General features: G+C 36.7%; 22 protein-coding genes. 19 read left to right on the top strand and 3 right to left on the bottom strand.

Annotated features, from left to right (window positions below; all coding sequences use genetic code 11):
* Positions 1-183: 183 nt before the first annotated feature.
* From JM84_RS02170 to JM84_RS02160, 3 genes are all read right to left on the bottom strand, one after another.
* Entirely contained in the window at positions 184-711 is a 528-nt protein-coding gene (locus JM84_RS02170; RefSeq protein ID WP_013750706.1) for a hypothetical protein, read from the bottom strand.
* Positions 702-2417: a hypothetical protein gene (locus JM84_RS02165; protein ID WP_013750707.1), complete on the bottom strand. Its 1716-nt coding sequence runs from the start codon at positions 2415-2417 to the stop codon at positions 702-704. The genes JM84_RS02170 and JM84_RS02165 overlap by 10 nt, the downstream gene beginning before the upstream one ends.
* 216 nt (positions 2418-2633) lie before the next feature.
* A complete protein-coding gene (locus JM84_RS02160; protein WP_144782516.1) occupies positions 2634-3686 on the bottom strand; it encodes a ferredoxin--NADP reductase in 1053 nt (350 codons plus the stop codon).
* A 93-nt stretch (positions 3687-3779) separates the two neighbouring features.
* Between JM84_RS02160 and JM84_RS02155 the strand changes: the two genes are divergently transcribed.
* The 19 genes from JM84_RS02155 to JM84_RS02065 all read left to right on the top strand — a co-directional run bounded on the left by JM84_RS02155 (position 3780) and on the right by JM84_RS02065 (position 22403).
* On the top strand, positions 3780-5249 hold the full coding sequence (locus JM84_RS02155; protein WP_144782514.1) for a DUF5687 family protein: 1470 nt from the start codon (positions 3780-3782) through the stop codon (positions 5247-5249).
* An 8-nt stretch (positions 5250-5257) separates the two neighbouring features.
* Positions 5258-5974 carry an ABC transporter ATP-binding protein gene (locus tag JM84_RS02150; protein WP_013750710.1) on the top strand — a complete coding sequence of 239 codons (717 nt, stop codon included), beginning with the start codon at positions 5258-5260 and terminating at the stop codon, positions 5972-5974.
* Positions 5975-6305: 331 nt separating this feature from the next.
* Positions 6306-8849, top strand: a complete 2544-nt coding sequence (locus tag JM84_RS02145; protein WP_144782512.1) for a tetratricopeptide repeat protein — start codon at positions 6306-6308, stop codon at positions 8847-8849.
* An 18-nt stretch (positions 8850-8867) separates the two neighbouring features.
* The gene (locus JM84_RS02140; protein ID WP_013750712.1) at positions 8868-9272 is read left to right on the top strand and encodes a polymer-forming cytoskeletal protein; all 405 of its coding nucleotides are present in this window, start codon (positions 8868-8870) and stop codon (positions 9270-9272) included.
* Positions 9241-9456 (top strand): AtpZ/AtpI family protein, encoded by a 216-nt coding sequence (locus tag JM84_RS02135; protein ID WP_144782510.1) that lies wholly within the window; start codon positions 9241-9243, stop codon positions 9454-9456. Before JM84_RS02140 ends, JM84_RS02135 begins: the two co-directional genes overlap by 32 nt.
* Positions 9457-9458: 2 nt before the next feature.
* Positions 9459-9851, top strand: coding sequence for a DUF6168 family protein (locus JM84_RS02130; RefSeq protein ID WP_144782508.1), 393 nt, complete (start codon positions 9459-9461; stop codon positions 9849-9851).
* 92 nt (positions 9852-9943) lie between these two features.
* Entirely contained in the window at positions 9944-11134 is a 1191-nt protein-coding gene (atpB, locus tag JM84_RS02125) for a F0F1 ATP synthase subunit A (RefSeq protein WP_144782506.1), read from the top strand.
* Between the two features lie 40 nt (positions 11135-11174).
* Entirely contained in the window at positions 11175-11399 is a 225-nt protein-coding gene (gene atpE / locus JM84_RS02120) for an ATP synthase F0 subunit C (RefSeq protein WP_013750716.1), read from the top strand.
* 97 nt (positions 11400-11496) lie between these two features.
* Positions 11497-11997 carry a F0F1 ATP synthase subunit B gene (locus JM84_RS02115; RefSeq protein ID WP_013750717.1) on the top strand — a complete coding sequence of 167 codons (501 nt, stop codon included), beginning with the start codon at positions 11497-11499 and terminating at the stop codon, positions 11995-11997.
* Between the two features lie 22 nt (positions 11998-12019).
* Positions 12020-12556, top strand: a complete 537-nt coding sequence (gene atpH, locus JM84_RS02110) for an ATP synthase F1 subunit delta (RefSeq protein ID WP_013750718.1) — start codon at positions 12020-12022, stop codon at positions 12554-12556.
* A 62-nt stretch (positions 12557-12618) separates the two neighbouring features.
* Complete coding sequence (gene atpA, locus JM84_RS02105; RefSeq protein WP_013750719.1) at positions 12619-14196, top strand: F0F1 ATP synthase subunit alpha; 1578 nt, start codon at positions 12619-12621, stop codon at positions 14194-14196.
* 124 nt (positions 14197-14320) lie between these two features.
* Positions 14321-15184, top strand: coding sequence for an ATP synthase F1 subunit gamma (atpG, locus tag JM84_RS02100; RefSeq protein ID WP_013750720.1), 864 nt, complete (start codon positions 14321-14323; stop codon positions 15182-15184).
* A 189-nt stretch (positions 15185-15373) separates the two neighbouring features.
* Positions 15374-15904, top strand: a complete 531-nt coding sequence (locus JM84_RS02095) for a hypothetical protein (protein ID WP_013750721.1) — start codon at positions 15374-15376, stop codon at positions 15902-15904.
* A gap of 47 nt (positions 15905-15951) precedes the next feature.
* Positions 15952-17415: a lipopolysaccharide biosynthesis protein gene (locus tag JM84_RS02090; RefSeq protein WP_041295640.1), complete on the top strand. Its 1464-nt coding sequence runs from the start codon at positions 15952-15954 to the stop codon at positions 17413-17415.
* Between the two features lie 55 nt (positions 17416-17470).
* Positions 17471-17905, top strand: coding sequence for a dUTP diphosphatase (dut, locus tag JM84_RS02085; protein WP_144782504.1), 435 nt, complete (start codon positions 17471-17473; stop codon positions 17903-17905).
* Between the two features lie 85 nt (positions 17906-17990).
* Entirely contained in the window at positions 17991-19010 is a 1020-nt protein-coding gene (locus JM84_RS02080; RefSeq protein WP_144782502.1) for a sugar phosphate nucleotidyltransferase, read from the top strand.
* Between the two features lie 9 nt (positions 19011-19019).
* The gene (locus JM84_RS02075) at positions 19020-20402 is read left to right on the top strand and encodes a tetratricopeptide repeat protein (protein ID WP_144782500.1); all 1383 of its coding nucleotides are present in this window, start codon (positions 19020-19022) and stop codon (positions 20400-20402) included.
* Positions 20402-21184, top strand: a complete 783-nt coding sequence (locus JM84_RS02070) for a DUF4292 domain-containing protein (protein ID WP_144782498.1) — start codon at positions 20402-20404, stop codon at positions 21182-21184. The genes JM84_RS02075 and JM84_RS02070 overlap by 1 nt, the downstream gene beginning before the upstream one ends.
* Positions 21171-22403: a murein hydrolase activator EnvC family protein gene (locus tag JM84_RS02065; protein WP_144782496.1), complete on the top strand. Its 1233-nt coding sequence runs from the start codon at positions 21171-21173 to the stop codon at positions 22401-22403. The genes JM84_RS02070 and JM84_RS02065 overlap by 14 nt, the downstream gene beginning before the upstream one ends.
* Positions 22404-22439: the final 36 nt, after the last annotated feature.

Genomic DNA, 22439 nt, shown 5'->3' with positions numbered 1-22439 from the left:
TAGGGAATTGATCCAATCTTATATCAACATTAAGGATGTTAAGGACATTGCAAGTAGTGTTTTCACCAAGGAGGGTATCCTTTTCATGAGATTTGCAACCTATTAAGATTAATGACGTAAAAAACAAATTAATTACAAGGTGGCGTATTTGTATCATTTTGAAACTAATGAGTTTGTTTTATTCTAAGATTTTTCTAAAACCCTAGAATCTTTAATCGCCCAAAAGTTCTTTTCTTTTTTTAGTTTGACCCATCTTAATGACGAACTTAAATAACCGTAGTCAATTCCTATTAAGACAAAAGCTTCATCGAGAAGTGGATCGTAATTTATTTGAGAGAATTTGATAATGGCTCTATTCTCCTTAAAAAAGAGGTTTCTATCAGTACTTTCCTTAATGACGGAAATATTAAAATTTCTTTTGACGTGTTTTAAGTTTTGAAGACTAAAAGTTTCAACTTTTTGGGAGACATTTTGTATTTTTTGGTTTTCAATATTTGCTTTAGGTTTTTCGAAAAGAATTTTATCAAAACCCACATTAATTGGAATTTGGAATAAAGAGTCTAAGGCTTTTTGAGATATATTATTATTTTCCTTTTTGTAGGGAGGAGGGAATGGTTTTACGAATTTATCACAAAGTGCCGAATATATTTTAGTATCATTATTAACACAAGATACTGAAGAAAGAATAATAAAGAAAAAAATTAGTCGCATACCGTACTATTTGAGATTGCTATATCTGTGAGTGCTTCAAATTCGTTAGCTAAAGGTTCCATAGCTAAAAGATTACTGGCGTCCCACTTGGAAAGACCAGTCCAAGCGATAGATTTATAATGATCTAGGCTGTAATTATTGTTGTCAAATTGTCTCAATGCTTGGGAAATTTTATCTACATAATTTAATGTCATATATATGTGATCAATGTCACCAGCATCATTGTCGTAAAGAGGTGAGTAGTATGTGTAAAGCTGAAATAGTTGAGGCCGATCGTTTATATCGGCATTTACTTCGTGAACTTTAACAAATCTAGCTATTTCAGCGTGTATGGATTCGTGCATTATTGCACCAGCCATCTCTAAGGGAGAAAGAGCTACGTCTTCAAAATAGATAACGATGTTATTTGGATCACTGTCGTCAGTACATTGATCATCAGTACTTGAGCATTCTCCAACAGCAAAAGTTAAATTAAACTTAGGATCGTTAACAAATTTACCTACAGTTTCTTTCCATAGAGAAGAACTATTCTCTTTTAAAGTATTGTATGTACAAAGAAGACTTGGATTGTTAATAAAACTTGAATCAAGTATCACTCTCTCATCAAAATCCACTTCAAAATCCATACCACAACTATCGCTTAGTTGGTCTATAACGGTGTTTGCAAAAGCTAGCTCAGGATCATTAAGCGTCACCTCATTTTGGTTTACAAATTGGTTAATTTGATTTTTCAAATCACAGTTTTCATTTAGACAATCAGCTTCACTATCAGTAAGATTAAGGACTCTTTCAAGAGATTTATAAGGAACTGGTATTATAGCCATATTTCCAGAAGGGCCACAACCAGAAGAACGCATATTTTTTATTGTGATTTCTGTAATATTTACTGTGCCATCACTACAAGAGGTCGTAAGTATAGTGGAACCTTTAAAACCTGCTGTACATTCTGTAGATGTACCATAGTGACAATTACAAATACTACAACCTTGGGTCGAAATACTTGTGTTACAAGTGACACTTCTAGAACTATTTCCGCTTGGTCCAGTACCAACACCTGAATCATCACCACTTGTTCCGCCTCCTCCAGAAGTATCACCATCATCTACGGGGTCACCATGCCCGTCATTTGTATCACTACTCCCATCTTCCATTTCTTCTTCTCCACAATAACCAGAAGAAGATATTGGTACTACGATGGGAAGTTCAGAGCAGTCATTCATATTTCTTACACTGTCGTCAAAGTCTGCAAGCAAATAGGTACGTATAAAACCTGTAAAAGATTCCATATTTACTTCTTCGATATTATAACGCTCTTTAAATTCTGGCGTCATTGCATACTCAACAATATATGGAGTGGGACTCTGGTCTTCAGAAGACTGGCTAATCACAAGATTAAAAAATCGGTTCTCGTGTTGCTTGTTTGTTCGTAAAGCAAATGTGTAGTTTACGTTGCCTATTGTGTCTATAACTTGCTGTATGTTGTCAAGGGGTACTTCTCCGAAATCTGTTATAATAGCACTACCACCTTTATTATTTCTTTGCTTTCTCCCGACATCCTTCTCTAGAAACTCTAAAAGCTTTGGATTATCTTTTATATCTATAGCTCTAGTACTATATGAGTTGTCGTGGTGATCAGGTAAAAGAGTGATTTCTTCAATGTTTTCGCTGTTATCAAAACTTTCATCACTTTCACAACTTGTAAACAAATTAAAACAAATTATAGTCTAAGATAGTGTTTTGATTTCATAAGTGATTGATTAGTTAGGTGTTAAATGTAGTCAACATTGTTTTTTCCTACAAATTATTTTCAGTTATTTTATTAAACAAAAAAGACCTGACAGCTTTTAAAAGCTGTCAGGTCTTTACGAATTCATTCTGATTACTATGAGAGTTTTCTTTCTTTTCTTTTAAAAACCTAGCGACTACACATCATCATAATCTACCACAATCGATGCTGAGGTAGGATGCGCCTGGCAGGTAAGTATTAACCCTTCGGCTACTTCTGAGTCTGTTAAGATTTGGTTTTGTGACATAACTGCCGTTCCTTCTGTTACACGCGCAATACAGCTGCTGCATATTCCTCCTTGACAAGAATGTGGAGCATCTATGTCTTGATCTAAGGCTGCATCAAGAATGACAGCATCTTTCTCCATAGTAAACTCAAATTCCTCATCGTCGCAAACTACTTTGATAGCAGTTTTACCATCTAGGTTGGCATCTATAGTTACCTCTTCTGTACTTGCTGTAAAAAGTTCGAAGTGTATATTTTCTTCCTTAGTGTCATTTTCCTTAAGCACTTTAGAAACTTCTTTGATCATGGCTTCTGGACCACATAAGAAGTACTCGTTAAAGTCATTTGCCGCATATTTGTTTTTCACTACAAAATTAACTGTAGCCTTCATAATACGTCCAAAATGTGCTCCATCTACTCGTGTTTGAGAGTAAATAAACTCTATAGAGAAACGATCTTTGTACTGGTCACGTAAAGCAATTAACTCATCGCGGAACATGGCTTCTTCTTCGGTGCGGTTTCCGTACACTAGAACAAACTTACTATCTGCAGACTGTGATAAAGTAGTCTTAATCATTGATAAGATAGGCGTGATTCCTGATCCTGCGGCAAAGGCTGCGTAGGTTTGCGCTTTCGCGAAAGCGGAATTTTCAATTTTAAATCGTCCTTCTGGTGTATGAACATCCATGGTATCACCTTCCTTTAACTCACGGTTTGCATAGGTGGAAAAAGTACCATTCTCAACTTCTTTTATCGCAACAGTAAGTCCTTCTTGAGGAGTACTGCAAAGAGAATATGCGCGACGAACTTCCTCACCATTAATTTGAGTTTTTAAAGTTATATATTGTCCTGCAGAGAAGTTGAAATCTTCTTTAAGTGAATCTGGAACAGCAAAAGTTACTGCCACAGATTTTTCTGTAACGTGCGTAATGCTTTGTATATGAAGTGTATGGAATTGTGACATTATGTTTTTTTTGTAAAAATACAAACGATTGCGTTTTGTATGTAACATTATCGAGAGTTTAAATACCTATACCTCGCTAAATAACCTGTAATTATGGTAAAACAATTTATAAGTCTAGAGTGGAAGGCTTTTTTTAGAAGTGCTTCTTTTCAAACCAACCTCGCTCTCAAGATCTTGATGATTTTTGGGGTGCTGATGATGATATTGTACTTAGGAGGTGCAGGTGTAGGACTCTATTTCCTTCTTAAGAAAATGGATCTTGAACCATTTGCTACGGTAAACATGTTTATGATTTATTACGTAGTGGGAGATCTCATTATACGATATATGGGTCAGAAAATGCCAGTGGTAAACATCAAGCCACTATTACTACTCCCTTTTAAGAAAACCAAAATTGTGAAATTTGCACTAGGGAAGACGGTACTTTCTTTCTGGAACTGGATGCATGCATTTTTCTTTATTCCATTCTCTATTGTATTAATTACACAAGACTTTAATCCGCTGGGAGTATTGGTATGGCATATTGCAATGTTCTGTTTTATATATGCAAATAACTTTATCAATGTCTTTTTGAATGATAAGTTGTGGTTAGTAATAGGTGTGGGAGCACTTTTTGCTCTTTTAGGTGCTGCTCAGTATTATGAATATTTTGATATTACTGCTTTCACTCAGCCATTCTTTCAAGGGTTGTATGAAACTAAGTGGACGGTTATTTTCCCCATAGCACTACTTCCTGTGGTTGCAACCATCGCTTTTAAATATTTCTTAGCACGATTATACCTTGATGCAGGGCTGGCAAAAAAGGTGAGTGAAGCAAGCGGTGGAGATTTAGTATGGTTAGACCGTTTTGGGAAACAATCTACATTTCTCAAAAATGACATTAGACTCATAATGAGAAATAAACGCTCTAAGACTACTGTCTTTATGAGTATCATGTTTTTGTTTTATGGATTATTATTTTTTGGAGATGCGATAGAGGTATATAGTGGTCCGTTCTGGATGATGTTTGCTGCCGTATTTGTGTCAGGAGGGTTTTTGTTCAGTTTTGGGCAATTTGTTCCATCATGGGATAGTGCTTATTATCCGCTCATGATGACGCAAAATATCGCTTATAAAGAGTATTTGAAATCAAAGTGGTTACTAGTGGTAATTGCCACCCTTATCTCTGCGATACTTTGTATTCCCTATGTTTATTTTGGAGTAGATGTGCTACTCGCCATCATTGTAGGTGCCATTTTTAATATGGGAATTAATGCACACTTGGTATTACTGGGTGGCGCGTTTATAAAAACGCCTATAGACTTACAGAGTGGTAAAAAAGCCTTCGGTGATAAGAGTTCTTTTAACCTTAAAACATTATTCGTGAGTTTGCCAAAAATGCTCGGCCCAATGGCGTTGTATGCTATAGGTCACTTTACAGTAGGTCCTATGCTAGGATATGCACTTGTTGCTATAGTAGGATTGATAGGTTTTGCTTTTAGGGATAAAGTGTTTAATCAGATTATTAAAATATATAAGAGCGAGAAGTATAAAACGCTTGAGGCTTACAAACAAACTAAATAACACAGATTATGATTACTATAAACAACTTATCAAAATCATATAACGGAGTAACAGTTCTCAATCTTGAAGGGTTTGAGATTCCTAGAGGTCAATCTTTTGGACTTGTTGGTAATAACGGAGCTGGTAAAACAACTCTCTTCAGCTGTTTACTAGATCTTATACAACCTAGTTCTGGGTATATAGAAAATGGAGGTGTAAAAGTACACGAAAGTGAAGACTGGAAAACACACACTGCATCTTTTATAGACGAGACTTTTCTCATAGGTTACTTAACACCAGAGGAATACTTTTACTTTATAGGGGACTTAAGAGGCGAGAACAAAGCAGATGTAGATGCGTTACTTGCAACTTTTGAAGATTTCTTTAATGATGAGATTATAGGAAAACGCAAGTATTTACGAGATCTCTCTAAGGGAAATCAGAAAAAAGTGGGTATTGTGGCTACGCTTATTGGCAAGCCTGATGTTATTATTCTTGATGAACCTTTTGCAAATCTTGATCCAACTACGCAAATAAGGCTTAAAGGAATCATCAAGCAAATGGCAATTGATAAAGAAGTAACGGTACTAGTTTCTAGTCATGACTTACAGCATGTTACAGAAGTTTGTGAGCGTATAGTTGTACTTGAAAAAGGAGAACTTGTAAAAGACATTATTACCTCACCAGCGACTCTTAAAGAGCTAGAAGCTTATTTTGCTGGTAATGAAGTAATCACAGAGGCTTAAGTTTTGGGTAAAAAAAATGGTCACAATAAAGTAACCATTTCCTAAGTTCCCCAACTTAATTGTTCAAACCTTTTAAGTGGTCTGAACTGTAAATGTACTAAAGTGCTTGCAATCAATGATGAACATAGGGTAATTTTTCTAAAAAATTTTCAAACGATTGCGTAAATATCTTTCTCAATGGTTATTTTTATTACGGAAGGCGCTTCTTACTAAATGAATGTTATTTAATTACTGATGGAAATCTTCGTTTTTTCGAAAAGAAACGTATTTTTACGAACCTCCATACTAATTACGGTAAATTACAGTTCCCTTTAGTAAAAACAAATAAGGTTTGAAATTACTCTTAAAACGTTTATTCTTTATTGGTGTTACTACACTATCTCTATCGAGTTGTTCTCGTAAGAACGATTCTTTTTTGAGCCGTAACTTCCATGCGGTTACAACAGAGTTCAATACATTGTATAATGGAAATGTAGCTCTTGAAGAAGGTAAAAATGCTCTTGTACAAACCTTCAATGATGACTACTGGGATATCCTACCTATTGAGCGTATTGCCTTTGAGGAAAACACTGCATTAGGAGAAGAAAATAGAGATCCTAATTTTTTGCGGGCAGAGGAAAAAGCTATAAAAGCAATACAAAACCATGCTATGAAAATAGATGGAGAGGAACGCAACCCACAAATGGATGAAGCTTTTCTTTTATTAGGTAAAGCACGTTACTACGACCAGCAATTTGTCCCTGCTTTAGAGGCTTTTAATTATGTGCTAGCCTATTACCCTAAAAGTAACAATATAGCACAAGCTAAGATCTGGAAAGAAAAAACAAATATCCGCCTTGAAAATAATGAGGTGGCTATTAAAAATCTTAAGCAAATCTTTAAAGTAGAAAAAAACTTAAAAGATCAAGGCATTGCAGATGCTCATGCCATGCTTACACAAGCATATCTTAATCTTGGTATTCAAGATAGTGCATTTCAATATATCCAAAGCGCGGCAAAGCTCACAAGAAAATCTGAAGAGCGCGGACGCTATAATTATATTTTAGGCCAATTGTATAATAGAGTAGGTGAGTATTCGCTTGCAAATGAGGCTTTTCAAGATGTTATAGATCTTAATCGTAAAATTCCACGTAAGTATCATATAAATGCGCATTTAGAGCAAATACGCAATTATGACTATAATCTAGTAGATACACTAGTTATAAGGGAACGACTTGATAAAATGGTAGGTAATCGTGAGAACAGACCCTTTTTAGATAAAATCTACTATGCAAAGGCAGATTTCTTTATGAAAACAGGGCGAGAAGACTCTGCTATTGCAAATTATAATAAGTCGTTAAGACAAACTAGTGCAGATGACTATTTGCTTTCTAGAGATTATCTAGCACTTGCAGACTATAGTTTTGAGCAAGCCGCTTATAAAATTGCAGGAGCTTATTATGATAGTGTGATAGGTAAGATAAATGATCGTAGCCGTGAGTTTCGAACTATTACAAAAAAGCGTGAGAACCTTAATGATGTTATAGATTATGAAAACCTTACACAGCGCAATGACAGTATTATTGCCCTAGTTACACTTTCTGAAGATTCGCTTGCAGCTTATTTCGACAACTATATTGCTCAAATTAAAGCAAAGAAAGCGGCAGATTCTATTGCGCGCATTGATAACATACGAAATAATGAGTTTTTTAATGCTTCAAGCAGTGGCGGAAGGGCAATAGGAGGTGAGCCAGGAGAATTTTATTTCTATAATGATGTAGCTGTTTCTTATGGAAAACAGTCTTTTGAAAGAAGATGGGGAAAACGTCGTCTGGTAGACGGGTGGAGGTTATCTTCCGTGCAGGCTGTACCTCTTAACTCAAGTACGTTACCCGTTGCATTAGATAACCCGGACCTTGATGGTGACAAAGAAATGACTGCGGCAGATTATATTGCAAGCTTACCAAGAGAAAAAAAGCAGGTAGATAGTTTGTTAAAAGAGCGTGACTTTGCATACTTTCAGCTAGGGCTTATTTACAAAGAGAAGTTCAAAGAATATCCTTTGGCAGCGCAGCGATTAGAAAAATTGTTGGCTTTTAATCCAGATGAAAAATTAGTGCTTCCTGCATTATACAATCTCTACCAAGTGTATGGGGCTATGGACGCTTCCGCGAAAGCGAACATTTATAAAAATAAAATCACAGCAGAATACCCAGATTCTCGTTATGCCACTCGTATTAATAACCCAGATACGCTATTAGAGGCAGATGCAGAGTCGCCAGAAGAAGTATATAAAGAATTATATAAGAGGTTCCAAAATCAAAACTTTGTAAACCTTGAGAGTGACTTAAATAAAAGAATAGATCAGTTTTATGGGAATCCATATTTGCCAAAATTCGAATTACTAAAGGCTACAGTCGCTGGTAGATATGAAGGTTATGATGCTTATAAAAAAGGGTTGAGCTATGTGGCACTTACTTACCCTCGCACAGAAGAAGGAAAAAAAGCACAAAGCTTATTGCAAAATGCGCTGCCTACCATGAAGTTTGATCAGTTTGATGACGAGGCAATTGCAATTAACTATAAAATAGTCTACCCATTTAATAATAGTAATATTCAAGGAGCAAAGGATTTACAGAAGAAGCTTTTAGAAAGCTTTGATGAGGTGGGTTATACAGAGCTCTCAACCTCTATTGATGTTTATGATGCACAACAATCGTTTGTTGTAGTTCATTTTTTAAGTAGCCGTAGTCAGGCAGAAGGTCTAGTAGAGTTGCTTAGTACTAATAAAGATATTTTGATAACATTACCTAGTATGGTAATCGCTTCAGAGAATTATAAAATAATTCAAATGCATAAAAATCTTGATGCTTATAAAGCGCAAGATTCAAATTAACTGACTAATTTTTTACCGATGTTTTCAGACAATAAGAAAGGAAAAGGACCTGACCTCACTAACCAGCAGAACCGCATAAGCCAGGGCACAACTCTCAAAGGAGATGTTACCTCAGAAGGTGGTTTTCGTATTGATGGTGAGATACATGGTAATATTACATCACCTAATAAAATTGTTATAGGAAAAACAGGTGTGGTCATAGGAACTCTTATTTGTAATGATGCAGATGTAGAAGGTAAAATAGAAGGTAAATTAGAAATTAAAAACCTTCTTTCTATTAAAACAGCTGCTCATATTGAAGGCGAAGTAATTACGGGTAAACTGGCTGTAGAGCCAGGAGCAACCTTTAATGCATCTTGCGTTATGAAAGGAAGCGTAAAATCATTGTCAAATGGCAAAGGAAAAGAAGAACGTTCAGCTTAATAAATGGGTTAAATTTTCCACCATACCTTTCCAGATGGGTGTAACTATCTACTTAGGTAATTTGTTAGGAAAATGGCTCGATGTGCGGTATGAGGCAAATTGGCTAGAGACTACAATCACATTATTATCAGTTTTTCTTTCCATTTATATAGTAATCAAAGGAGTAATACAACTTAACAAGTAGTCGTGATAAAAAAATTACTCTTGTATGTAATCATTGCTGTAATCACTTTTTTTATAAGTTACAGTTTGCATAATTACTTGTTAACGTCACTAGATAGCTCCCCTCCTTACAGCTTGAGAGATGTATATATCTTTCATGCTTCATTATCTCTATTTTTTGTTTTAACATTTGAGCTCATCATTTATTTTTTAAAAGAGTTTAAGGATCAAATAGGATTTTTATACCTAGGATCTATTGTTTTAAAAATGATGCTCTTCTTTGTAATTTTTAGAGAATTGCTGTCTACAAGCTTGCAATTAACAAAGTCAGATAAATTATCATTACTCATTCCTATTGCTATTTTCATAATTTATGAGGTGATGGTGGTTGTTAAAATGCTAAACAGAGCGGATTAATTTTGAAATAATTAAGAAATGCATTTTATTTTCAAGAAAATGAGTATTTTTGCACAAAATTTAAGGTTACGTTATTTATTGAAAATTTAAGAATGAAGGTAGCATCAAAATCAATCACACTTTTAGTATTAGTTTTTGTTCTTAGTATTCCCTTTTACGCTTTCGCGAAAGCGGATGCTGGAAAGACTGGAGAAAAAGGAAATCCAGTTAATACTAAAGAGGAGGTAAAGGCTTATATACAGCATCACTTAAAGGATTCTCACGACTTCCATTTATTCTCAACTTTTGATGATAATGGAGTAGAGCATCACTGGGGTTTCCCACTTCCTGTAATGTTATGGGGAGAAAATGGTTTTACTGCATTCATGTCTTCAGAGTTTCATCATGATGATGAAGGACAGGTAATCGTAACTAAAGGAGAAAGCCGCTTTGTGAAAAATCACGGTCGTATCTATGAACTTGAAGCAGGAGCAACAAGTCTTACGTATGATGAAGATCACCACGCTACAAATGCTTCAAAACCTTTTGATCTTTCTATCACAAAAAGTGTTTTTGGTATCTTACTAATAGGACTTTTAATGTTAATATGGTTCTCAGGACTAGCAAGACAATACAAGAAAAAGAATATCCCAACAGGATTTGCACGAGTACTTGAGCCTCTAGTAATTTATGTAAGAGACGAGATAGCAAAACCGAACATTGGGGAGAGCTACAGAAAATTTACTGGATACCTTCTTACGGTATTCTTCTTTATCTGGATACTTAACCTTGTAGGGTTAATGCCATTTGGTTTTAACGTTACAGGTCAGATCGCAGTAACTGCAGCACTTGCTGTTATTACACTAGTGATTTACGTATTTAGTGGTAATAAACATTTCTGGGGTCACATGTTATGGATGCCAGGTATACCTTATATTTTTAGACCTCTATTAGGTGTTATTGAGCTTGCAGGTACATTAATTATTAAGCCCTTTTCATTATTAGTACGTTTATTTGCAAACATCACGGCAGGTCACACGGTTGTTATGAGTCTTGTTGCGGTGGGAATCTTATTACAAGATTCACTTAGCGTTGCAGGATCTACCATAGTATCATTATTCTTATCACTATTTATTATGCTTATTGAATTGCTAGTAGCATTCTTACAGGCGTATATATTTACTACATTGTCAGCATTATTTATTGGTATGGCTGTAGCAGATGATCATCATGACGAGGAGTTACATGACGAGCATGGCGAAACGATAGAGGATACAGAAGTTATTAGAAAGAACTTCACTTAATTAAGAATTTTTATTTGTTTAATTTTTTATATACACTATTATGTCTTTAGCATTAGTACAAGAAGTAGCACCAATGATCCCAAATTTAGTGGGAGCTGGTTTAGTAGTAATTGGAGGTGGTATCGGTCTTGGTAAGATTGGTGGAGCTGCAATGGAAGGAATTGCTCGTCAGCCTGAGGCTGCTGGTAAGATCCAGACTGCGATGATTATCGTTGCTGCACTTTTAGAAGGACTTGCATTTGGTGCCCTAATTTTAGGAGCTTAACCCAAATCAACCTTAAAATTCAACTTCCTGTAACGGTTGGTTACAGGAGTTGAATTTAATTAAACAAAGAATAAAAGAACAAAGAATCACTTTTGAGATGGAACAATTATTAGAAAATTTTTCACTTGACCTGTTTGTAAAACAAACTATCCTTTTTTTACTTATCATTCTATTGATGGTGAAATTTGCTTGGAAGCCTATCATGAATGCACTTAATGAGCGTGAAGAAGGTATACAAGGAGCTCTAGATGCTGCCGAAAAGGCAAAACTAGACATGCAAAACCTTCAAGCAGATAACGAGAAGCTTTTAAAAGAAGCACGTGCAGAGCGTGAGTCTATGCTTAAAGAAGCTCGTGAAATGAAGACAAAAATGATTGATGATGCTAAAGCAGAAGCTAAGCTTGAAGCAGACAAAATGGTAGCACAAGCACAAGCAGCAATCGAAGCTGAGCGTAAGAGTGCTATTGCAGACCTTAAAGGTCAGGTTGCAGCATTATCTGTAGAGATTGCAGAAAAAGTTGTAAAGAGTGAACTTTCAAATAAAGGAAAGCAACTAGAGCTCGTAGATGAGATGCTAGGAAACGCAACTTTAAACTAATAGAATTTAAGCCGCCATCACTATGAGCAGAGCAGCAATAAGATATGCAAAAGCAGTACTAGATCTTGCAAAAGATAATGGTACTATTGAGGCAGTTTTAAATGATATGAAATCTGTTACAGCAACGCTAGAAGGAAGTAAAGGTCTTCGCAATGCTCTTAACAGTCCGATTATCAAAACAGACGATAAACGTGCAGTACTACGTCAAGTATTTACAGACGGAACAAAAGAGACTCTTGGTCTTATTGATGTTCTTGTAGATAATAAAAGAGCTAACTTGTTAGGCGGCGTAGCACAAAGTTTTATTACAGAATATAATAAAGCAAACAAAATTGAGGCTGCAACGGTAACAACCGCAGTAGCTTTAACACCAGAGCTAGAAACTAAAGTGCTAGCAAAAGTGACTGAACTTACTGGAAGTACAAACGTAACCTTAACTAATGTAATCGACGAGAGCATTATAGGAGGTTTTGTACTACGTGTAGGTGATACGCAATACAATGCGAGTATCGCTAGCCAGTTAGGCAAATTAAAAAGAGAATTTAGTAATAGTTTATAAATAAACGGCTCATCGTACGGTGAGAAAATTTTCGCGAAAGCGGACTTATAAATTTAGATCAAATGGCAGAAGTTAAACCAGCAGAAGTTTCGGCAATTTTAAAGAAACAACTTTCAGGTTTTGAAGCAACAGCTTCCCTTGACGAAGTAGGAACAGTATTGACCGTGGGTGATGGTATCGCTCGTATTTACGGACTTGCAAACGCCCAGTATGGTGAGCTTGTTGAGTTTGAAAGTGGTCTTGAAGCAATTGTTCTTAACCTTGAAGAAGATAACGTAGGGGTTGTACTCTTAGGTACTTCTTTATCTATTAAAGAAGGTGATACCGTAAAACGTACACAACGTATCGCATCTATCCAGGTAGGTGAAGGTATTACTGGACGTGTGGTAAACACATTAGGTCTTCCTATTGATGGAAAAGGACCTATTGCTGGACAAACTTATGAGATGCCACTTGAGCGTAAAGCGCCTGGTGTTGTTTTTCGTGAGCCAGTAACAGAGCCATTACAAACAGGAATCAAAGCAATTGATGCGATGATACCAGTAGGTAGAGGGCAGCGTGAGCTTGTAATTGGTGACCGTCAGACAGGTAAGTCTACTGTTTGTATTGACACTATCCTTAACCAAAAAGAATTTTACGATGCTGGTGAGCCAGTACATTGTATATATGTAGCCATCGGGCAAAAAGCTTCTACAGTTGCACTTATTGCAAATGTACTTGAGGAGGCTGGAGCAATGGCTTATACAACTATAGTTGCAGCAAACGCATCAGATCCTGCAGCAATGCAAGTGTATGCACCATTTGCAGGAGCAGCGATTGGAGAATATTTTAGAGATACAGGTCGTCCAGCATTAATCATTTATGATGATTTATCTAAGCAAGCAGTTGCATACCGTGAGGTATCATTACTACTTCGTCGTCCACCGGGACGTGAGGCATACCCTGGAGATGTATTCTTCTTACACTCTAGATTACTTGAGCGTGCTGCAAAGGTGATTAATGATGATGCTATTGCAAAAACAATGAATGACCTTCCTGATAGTCTTAAGCCTATCGTAAAAGGAGGAGGATCACTTACTGCACTTCCTATCATTGAGACGCAAGCAGGTGACGTATCTGCTTATATCCCTACAAACGTAATTTCTATTACAGACGGGCAAATCTTCTTAGATGGAGATTTATTTAACTCTGGTGTACGCCCAGCTATTAACGTAGGTATCTCGGTATCACGTGTAGGAGGTAACGCACAGATTAAATCAATGAAAAAAGTATCAGGTACTTTAAAACTGGATCAAGCAGCTTTCCGTGAATTGGAAGCGTTTGCAAAGTTTGGTTCTGATCTTGATGCTGCTACCCTTAACGTAATTGAAAAAGGAAAGCGTAACGTAGAGATACTTAAGCAAGCAGAAAATACACCGTTTACAGTAGAGGATCAAATTGCAATTATTTATGCAGGGTCTAAAAACTTACTACGTAACGTACCAGTAAATAAGGTTAAAGAATTTGAAGCAGATTATATCGAATTCTTAAACGCTAAGCATAGAGGTATCCTTGATACACTTAAATCTGGAAAACTTACAGACGAGGTTACAGATACATTAGTAGCTGTTGCAAAAGACCTATCTGCAAAGTATATCTAAGAGTATTTCGCTTTCGCGAAAAATGTAATTCAACAACTCCCGCGCGAGCGGGAGACTTGTCAAAATTAAAGACAAATCGTGATGTTCAAGATGTAATGCTTGAGACTACGGGAATTTAAAGAAGATGGCAAACTTAAAGGAAATAAGAAACAGAATTTCATCGGTATCTTCTACGATGCAGATCACTAGTGCCATGAAAATGGTATCTGCTGCAAAGTTGAAAAAGGCACAAGATGCAATTACAGCAATGCGCCCATATTCTGATAAGCTTACTGAGCTTTTACAGAACTTAAGCGCTACACTAGATGCAGATTCTGGAAGTAAACTTGCAGAAGATCGTGAGATAAAAAAGGTACTTATAGTAGCTATTTCATCAAACAGAGGTCTTGCAGGAGCTTTTAATACAAATATTATCAAAGGTGTTAATGCACGTGTTGCCGCAAAGTATGCTGGTAAAGAAGTGCACTTAGTTACATTAGGAAAAAAAGCTGATGCTATTTTAGCAAAGACTTTTAAGGTAATCGAAAATAACAATGATATTTACGATGATCTTACTTTTGATAATGTAGCCGCAATTGCAGAAGATCTAATGGCTCGTTTTGAAGCTGGTGAATACGATCGCATTGACATTATCTACAATAAATTTAAGAACGCAGCAACTCAAATTGTAACTCCAGAGCAGTTTCTACCTATTGTAGCAACCGTACAAGAGGAAGCAGCAGCAACTGCAGATTATATCTTTGAGCCTTCTAAAGAGGAAATCGTTGAAGGATTGATCCCTAAAGCTTTAAAAACGCAACTTTTTAAAGGAATTAGAGACTCTGTAGCATCAGAACACGGAGCGCGTATGACTGCCATGCACAAAGCAACAGACAACGCAACAGAGCTTAGAGATGCGCTTAAATTACAATATAACAAAGCACGTCAAGCAGCTATTACAAACGAGATTTTAGAGATCGTAGGTGGAGCAGAAGCTTTGAATAACTAGTACTGATTTAAATATCACTATTATAATTTATATAGTAAGCCCCAATCGGAAACGGTTGGGGTTTTTTTTTGCAAATCATTTTGGGGTAATAGCGCATAGACGCTGCATTTAAATGAAGTCATATCCGCAAGAATAATCTTTACTATCTTTATGGCAAGGGTTTTGAATATAAACTCAAAACAACCAATTATGAAAATGTACAAACTAGTAGCGCTTTTAAGCATAGGATTCTCCTCATTATTACTCACACAATGTAAGTCTACTGCTGTGTCAGATACTCAACAAACTATGATCCTATCTCAACCAGCTTTTGCATCAAGTCCAGCATATTATAATACGTATGTTGCTGGCATGGCTCAGGGAGGCTCGGGAATAGAGTTCTATTTAAACATAGAAGCATTAGAAGCAGATGTGGTATTAGAAAACGTATATTTTCGCGAAAGCGTAGGAAAAATTATGCGCGGTAGTGATAATTATGTCGCTCGCTTTAGAACTGACCAAGGTCCCAATCAAGATCTAGTGATGTCTGATAATGTAGAAGATGAGGCGGTAAATACTCCTCCTGTTCAAAATGACGTATTTCCATTTACATTATCACCATCTGAAGCTGGTATAACTTACCGTGATAATGGAGTGCTTAAATACGCTAAAATCGCGAAGGTTGTAGAGAAAGAAACTAAAGCCTACCCTCGTCAGAAACCACGTGGTGGTCGTAACTAGTTGCTAGTATAATTTCTGTACTTTTGGCTACTTAAATACATAATTATTTGAGTTCTCTTAAAAGCCTTTTCAAACACACCTTTGTGTATGGTCTCGCGACGGTATTACCGCGCGTTCTTACGGCTCTACTCACACGTCTCTATACTGGATATTTACCAGACAAGGAGGCCTTTGGAGAAGTGACTATCGTATTTTCTTATGTGATGATACTCAACGTGCTTCTTACGTATGGTATGGAAACAGCTTTTTTTAGATTTTTTAATGATGATAAGTATAGTGCTAAGACGCTATCTACATCCCTTATAGCCTTACTGGTTTCTACAGTTGCATTCACGATTATAGCATTTTTGGGTATTGATACGCTATCTCAAATATCCGACGTTCCTGCTACGTACTGGAGGTGGGTGATACTAATTATTGCATTTGATACGCTTACCGTAATCCCTTTTGCATACATGAGAGCGCAAAAGAAGTCGGGAACATATGCATTTATAAAATTGCTCAATGTTGTAATCTCAACAGGACTCTCTGTAATATTACTAGTATGGCTACCTGGTTTAGATGGTGTTTCTAGTTGGTTACCTTCAGATAAGATAGAGCTCGTTTTCATAGCATTTTGTTTACCAAGTGTTCTCACTTTTTTAATTGTAATCAAGCCATATTTTGTAAAGTGGTCTTTTGACGTAGGCTTGTGGAAGAAGATGGTTACGTATGGAGCACCTATATTGTTAGCAGGGCTTGCTTTTGCAATAAATGAATCTTTTGATAAGATCTTATTAGAAAAATTACTACCAGAAGATATTGCCAAAGGGGAAGTGGCTATTTATGGAGCCTGCTATAAACTATCCATTGGCATGACTTTGTTTGCTACTGCATTTAGAATAGGGATTGAACCTTTCTTTTTTAGCGAAGCAAAAAATGAAAATGCACAAGTCATGTATGCTCAGATTACAAAGGCATTCGTAGTCTTAGGCTCTATTGCATTATTTGCTTATGTGGTCCTCGTAGACGTTGTAAAAGTGATGTTGCTCGATGGAGAAGAGTACTGGGAAGGCATGTACATCGTGCCACTCATTCTCGTAGCATACCTCTTTTTTGGAATTTATCAAACGCTGTCCGTATGGTATAAAGTGACAGATAAAACTAGGTATGGTGCATACATTTCTGTTGGCGGTGCTATTCTCACTATTGTTATAAATGTAACGTTAATACCTAGAATAGGATATCTCGCGAGCGCAATTGCAACCTGCAGCGCATACGGATTAATGATGATTGTGTCGTATCTCATGGGACGCAAACATTTAGCAGTTCCTTATGATGTAAAAAATATACTTTTGTATCTAGTCATGAGTATTACATTTTCTTGTGTGTTCTTCTATGGTTTTAGAGATTATTTTGGTGTTGGGAGCTTGCCATTGTATCTTGTAGGAGTCGGTATGATTGTAGTACTAATAGGCTTTATTAGCTTTCGCGAAAAAGAGCTTTTATTAAGATTATTGAAAAGAAAATAAAGTCAACTCTTAGTTTAATAAAAACACCGCAGCTGCGGAATTGAAATAGATTATAATGAAGATTAAAGTAATTAATAAAAGTGAACACGCACTTCCTCACTATGAAACCATTGCTAGTGCAGGAATGGATTTACGTGCAAATATCACAGAGTCAATCACGATAGGTTCATTAGAAAGAGCCATTGTTCCTACCGGAATATTTATGGAACTTCCTATAGGTGTTGAGGCACAAGTAAGACCACGTAGCGGACTAGCTGCCAAAAAAGGAATCACTGTACTTAACGCTCCAGGAACCATAGATGCAGATTATAGAGGAGAAGTAGGAGTAATTCTTGTGAATCTATCTAATGAGCCGTTTACAATTGAAAACGGTGAACGCATTGCACAGATGGTTATTGCAAAGCACGAGCAAGGACAATGGGAAGAAGTTACAGAGCTTTCAACCACAGATCGTGGTGAAGGCGGTTTTGGGAGTACAGGGGTAAAATAAATTTCTACGCAGGTAGGAATTGCTCACTCGAAAAGAAATAAGTATTAAACTCCATGTAAATGGATTAAGTAAAGATTTATAAAAGATGAAGATAATAGTACCAATGGCCGGACTCGGCTCAAGATTAAGACCACATAGTTTAACCATACCTAAACCATTAATTCCTGTAGCTGGAGCTCCTATTGTGCATCGTTTAGTGCGTGATATTGCCAAAATTTTAAAGCAACCAGTAGATGAGATTGCATTTATACTTGGTGATCCTACATTTTTTGGTGATGCTGTGATTGCACAACTTGAGGAACTTGCAGAGAGTCTTGGAGCAAGGGCGTCTATTTATCGTCAGGGAGCACCATTAGGAACTGGTCACGCAATCATGAGTGCAGAGCCTTCTTTAACCGGTCCTGCGGTAATTGCATATGCAGATGCACTAATACGTGCAGATCTGGAGCTAGATCCAGAGGCAGATAGTGTTATATGGACTAAGAAAGTGCCTAATCCGGAGGCTTACGGAGTTGTAAAACTTAACAATAAAGAAGAAATTGTAGAGCTTGTAGAAAAGCCAGAAACATTTGTATCTGATCAAGCCGTTATAGGAATATATTATTTTAAGGATGTAGCCGTTCTTAAAGAGAAGCTTCAAGAAGTGTTAGATGAAAATCTAATGAATGGAGGTGAATACCAGATCAACGATGGTATTAAGAAAATGATGGCCGAAGGATGTATTTTCAAAACTGGAACTGTTACAGAGTGGATGGATTGTGGTAATAAAGAAGTAGCTATAGATACTAATTCTAAGATGTTACAGTTTTTACACGATGAAAAAGAGGAGCAACTAATTGCAGATTCTGTAAAAAATGAGAACTCAACGATTATTGAGCCTTGTTTTATTGGTGAAAATGTAGTTCTTAAAAACTGTACCATAGGTCCAGGTGTTGCGATTGGAGCTGGCACAACTATTGAAGACAGTACTATAAGCCATAGCTTAATTCAGAAAGATAGTGTAATCAAAAATGCACAGTGGACAGAAGCGATGATTGGTAATAAAGTACAGTACAACGGAGAGCACACGCGTGTAAGTCTTGGAGACTACACAGTGATGAAATAATATAAAGTGATGAACAAAGGAATTTACATACTCATACTGACGGTGCTTTTTATGCTTTCGCGAAAGCGTACTTATGCACAGCAACCGCAAGAGGTTACACCTTTTGCAGATGAGAATGTAGATGACTTAGGTGACGTGTCAGACGCTTTTCAAACTGCTTTTTTTGAAGCTCTTAAGCAAAAGGGGATTGAAAACTATGAACGCGCCATCACATCATTAAATAAGTGTATCGCTGTAGAACCTGAGCTTGCCATATTATATTTTGAGAGAGGTAAAAACCAAGTGTTTCTCAAAAACTATGATGAGGCTGCATCAGATTTTAATACGTACTTAGGTATCAAACCTAATGATGTAGATGTTTTAGAGGCTTTATATGAAGTCCATTTCCAGCAGCAAGATTATGACGCTGCAGCTACTACAGTAAAAAAGCTCATCGAGTTTGATGTGCAGTACAAGGAAGATCTAGCGCGTATCTACACAAGCACAAAGCGATACGAAGAAGCTCTTGACCTCATTGAAGAGCTAGATGATGAGATAGGAAGTGACATATATCGAGATCGATTAAAGAGTAAATTATATGCGCTTTCTGGTAATACAAATAGACAGGTAAAGGAGATAGAAAAGAATATTGCTTCAAACCCAAAGAGCGAGGCGGAGTATCTCAAACTTATATTATTGTATAGTGAGCAAGGCGACACGCAAAAGGCATATGAAACTGCAATTGACCTACAAAAAGTAAATCCATATGCAGACGAAGTTCACCTAGCTTTATACAAGTTTAACCTTAATGATGGGAAGATAGATGAAGCAATTACCTCTATGCAAAAGGTGCTTGAGAGTACGCGTATGAGTCCGCCAGCGAAGCATCGCGTGCTTAATGACTTTGTGCTCTTTGTAAATAGAAACCCAAAGTACGAGCCGGAGCTAGAGCGAGCCATTGCAATTTTTGACACGCAAGTAGCAGATGCAAATATTTATCAAGAACTAGCTACGTATTACATTCAAAAAGGAAATAAAGCGAAGGCATTGCCATACCTTACTAAAGCGTTAGATAGTGAGCCAGAAAATCTCGAACTGATAAAAAACACAAGTTTATTATTGCTAGACGCTGGTAGTTTTGAAAAAGTAGAAGATGTAGTGGCAGATGGTCTTGATTTATATCCATCGCAGCCGTTATTGTATCTTACTTATGGCGTAGCATTAAATAAACAAGGTAAGTTCAAAGCTGCTATTGATCAGCTGGAACTTGGTGTAGATTATATTATTGAAGATTTGATCATGGAGATGGACTTTTACAAACAGCTGGGAGATGCACACACGGGTGATGGTGATGTTGCAAAAGCAGCCCGTTATTACAGCAAGGTAAAAGAACTTAAAGCACAAGGAAATTAATGAAGAAGCTAGGCTACATATTATTAGTAATAGTGCTCGCAAGTTGCGGTGGTGCAAAGAAAGTTACTACCACAGAGACAGTAGAAGATATTTCTTCTAAGCGTCTTGTAAAGGAATATTATAATAATGCGATAGATTTTACAACTTTTGATGCTCGTACAAAAATTAAGTATAGAGATAAAAAAGGAACAAAGCCTACAGTTACTCTTACAATCCGTATTGAAAAGGATAAGCAAATCTGGATGAATGCCTCATTGATAGGCTTTTCTGGTGCTCGTGCTTTAATAACTCCACAAAAAGTGCAGTTTTATGATAAGCTCAACAATCAATACTTTGATGGGGATTTTGCATTTTTAAGTCAGTATCTAGGTGTAGAAATAGACTTTTTCCAACTGCAGCGTTTACTCACTGGGCAAACAGTGTATGACTTGAGAGAAGGTAAGTACACGTTTAAAGAAACTCAAAATGGCTACGAAGTTATCCCGAGAAAGCAACTGGATGAAGTCAATCTATTTTTTGGCATTAATACTCAAAACTTTGTTACACAAGAGCAACGTATAGAGCAAAAGGATAATGGAGGATCGCTTGATATTGCTTATGGCGATTATAAAGAAGTAGGAACCAAGATATTTCCATTCTTATTAGACATCCTTGCAGATGATGGTAAAAACCAGTTTCAAGTACAAATAGAGTATCGTGATATAGATTTAAACGGAGAGGTACGCATGCCATTTTCTATTCCTTCTGGATACCAAGAAATCAAGCTCAATGCAAAAAGGTAAGTTCGCATACATCTTTATTGCAAGCTGTTTCTTGACGTTATTTATGTCACAGGCAGCTCTTGGGCAATCTGCAAAGCAAAGACAGTTAGAACAGCGCAGAGAGGCTCTTAAAAAGGAAATGCAGCAGTTGCAACGCTTGCGAGAAACAAATAAAAAGAAAGAGGTTTCTATCCTCACACAAGTAGAAGATCTTGATACAAAAATTAGACTGCGTTCAGATCTTATAAAAGTTACTAATAGTCAGGCTAATTTACTTACTCGAGAGATTAATGAAAACCTCGAGAAAATGGAAAACTTACGTAAGGAACTTGCCATTCTCAAGGAGGATTATAGTGATATGATTCGTAAGTCTTATAAAAGCAAGAGTGGTCAAAGTAAGATTATGTTTCTCTTATCTAGTGAGAGTTTTAAGCAAGCATATAAGCGTACGCAATACATGAAGCAGTATGCAAATTACCGAAAGAAACAAGGCTTGCAGATTAAGGAGCGCACCACACTCATTCAAGAAACAAACAAGAAGCTAGTGAAACAAAAAGGCGATAAGGAAGCACTTATTGCAGAAAATAGAATTGCTAGAAGAGAGCTTGATAAAGAGAAAGAACGTCAAGACGAACTTGTAAAAGAGATTCGTAAAAAATCAAGTAGCTACATTGCCCAGATTAAAACAAAACAACAAGAGGCAGATCGTATAGACAGACAAATAGATAAACTCATTGCAGATGCTATTGCAGCGAGTAATAAAAAAGCCGGAAAGTCGGCTAGCAGTAAGACATTTGCTATGACTCCTGCAGAGGTTGCGCTTGCTAAAGAATTTTCTGGAAATAAAGGTAGATTAATATGGCCAGTAGTGCGAGGTAGAGTGACGCGTCGCTTTGGTAAATCTGCACACCCTACGCTTCCAGGAATTACACTTACTAATAGTGGTGTAGATATCGAGACAGATCCAGATGCAGCTGTGAGAGCTGTGTTTGCAGGAGAGGTTACTCAGATACAAGATATGCAAGGAGGTACTATCACTGTTTTTATACGTCATGGAGATTACCTCACTGTCTATACAAATCTTAAGAGCATTAAGGTGAAACAAGGAGATAAGATTTCTTTTAAACAGGAGATAGGTCAGGTAACGCGCAACGCTTTTAGTGGCAAGAGTATTCTTAAATTTTCGGTGCGTAAAAATACGTCAAAGCTTAATCCAGCAGACTGGGTACTTAATATGTAATGTTCTTTTTGTGCTTTCGCGAAAGCGTACTTGAAA

It is taken from the genome of Dokdonia sp. Hel_I_63 (assembly GCF_007827285.1).
Lineage (GTDB): Bacteria > Bacteroidota > Bacteroidia > Flavobacteriales > Flavobacteriaceae > Dokdonia.
Note: the sequence above shows the minus strand (reverse complement) of the source record. Positions and strands in the feature narration are given on the sequence as shown.

Bases quoted from the DNA above. Each gene is read 5' to 3' on its own strand.
- atpB (WP_144782506.1), top strand. From the start codon at position 9,944: ATGAAGGTAGCATCAAAATCAATCACACTTTTAGTATTAGTTTTTGTT.
- JM84_RS02170 (WP_013750706.1), bottom strand. From the start codon at position 711: ATGCGACTAATTTTTTTCTTTATTATTCTTTCTTCAGTATCTTGTGTT.
- JM84_RS02080 (WP_144782502.1), top strand. From the start codon at position 17,991: ATGAAGATAATAGTACCAATGGCCGGACTCGGCTCAAGATTAAGACCA.
- atpE (WP_013750716.1), top strand. From the start codon at position 11,175: ATGTCTTTAGCATTAGTACAAGAAGTAGCACCAATGATCCCAAATTTA.
- JM84_RS02095 (WP_013750721.1), top strand. From the start codon at position 15,374: ATGAAAATGTACAAACTAGTAGCGCTTTTAAGCATAGGATTCTCCTCA.
- JM84_RS02140 (WP_013750712.1), top strand. From the start codon at position 8,868: ATGTTTTCAGACAATAAGAAAGGAAAAGGACCTGACCTCACTAACCAG.
- atpA (WP_013750719.1), top strand. From the start codon at position 12,619: ATGGCAGAAGTTAAACCAGCAGAAGTTTCGGCAATTTTAAAGAAACAA.
- JM84_RS02115 (WP_013750717.1), top strand. From the start codon at position 11,497: ATGGAACAATTATTAGAAAATTTTTCACTTGACCTGTTTGTAAAACAA.
- JM84_RS02065 (WP_144782496.1), top strand. From the start codon at position 21,171: ATGCAAAAAGGTAAGTTCGCATACATCTTTATTGCAAGCTGTTTCTTG.
- atpH (WP_013750718.1), top strand. From the start codon at position 12,020: ATGAGCAGAGCAGCAATAAGATATGCAAAAGCAGTACTAGATCTTGCA.
- JM84_RS02075 (WP_144782500.1), top strand. From the start codon at position 19,020: ATGAACAAAGGAATTTACATACTCATACTGACGGTGCTTTTTATGCTT.
- JM84_RS02150 (WP_013750710.1), top strand. From the start codon at position 5,258: ATGATTACTATAAACAACTTATCAAAATCATATAACGGAGTAACAGTT.
- JM84_RS02135 (WP_144782510.1), top strand. From the start codon at position 9,241: ATGGCAAAGGAAAAGAAGAACGTTCAGCTTAATAAATGGGTTAAATTT.
- JM84_RS02160 (WP_144782516.1), bottom strand. From the start codon at position 3,686: ATGTCACAATTCCATACACTTCATATACAAAGCATTACGCACGTTACA.
- atpG (WP_013750720.1), top strand. From the start codon at position 14,321: ATGGCAAACTTAAAGGAAATAAGAAACAGAATTTCATCGGTATCTTCT.
- JM84_RS02155 (WP_144782514.1), top strand. From the start codon at position 3,780: ATGGTAAAACAATTTATAAGTCTAGAGTGGAAGGCTTTTTTTAGAAGT.
- dut (WP_144782504.1), top strand. From the start codon at position 17,471: ATGAAGATTAAAGTAATTAATAAAAGTGAACACGCACTTCCTCACTAT.
- JM84_RS02070 (WP_144782498.1), top strand. From the start codon at position 20,402: ATGAAGAAGCTAGGCTACATATTATTAGTAATAGTGCTCGCAAGTTGC.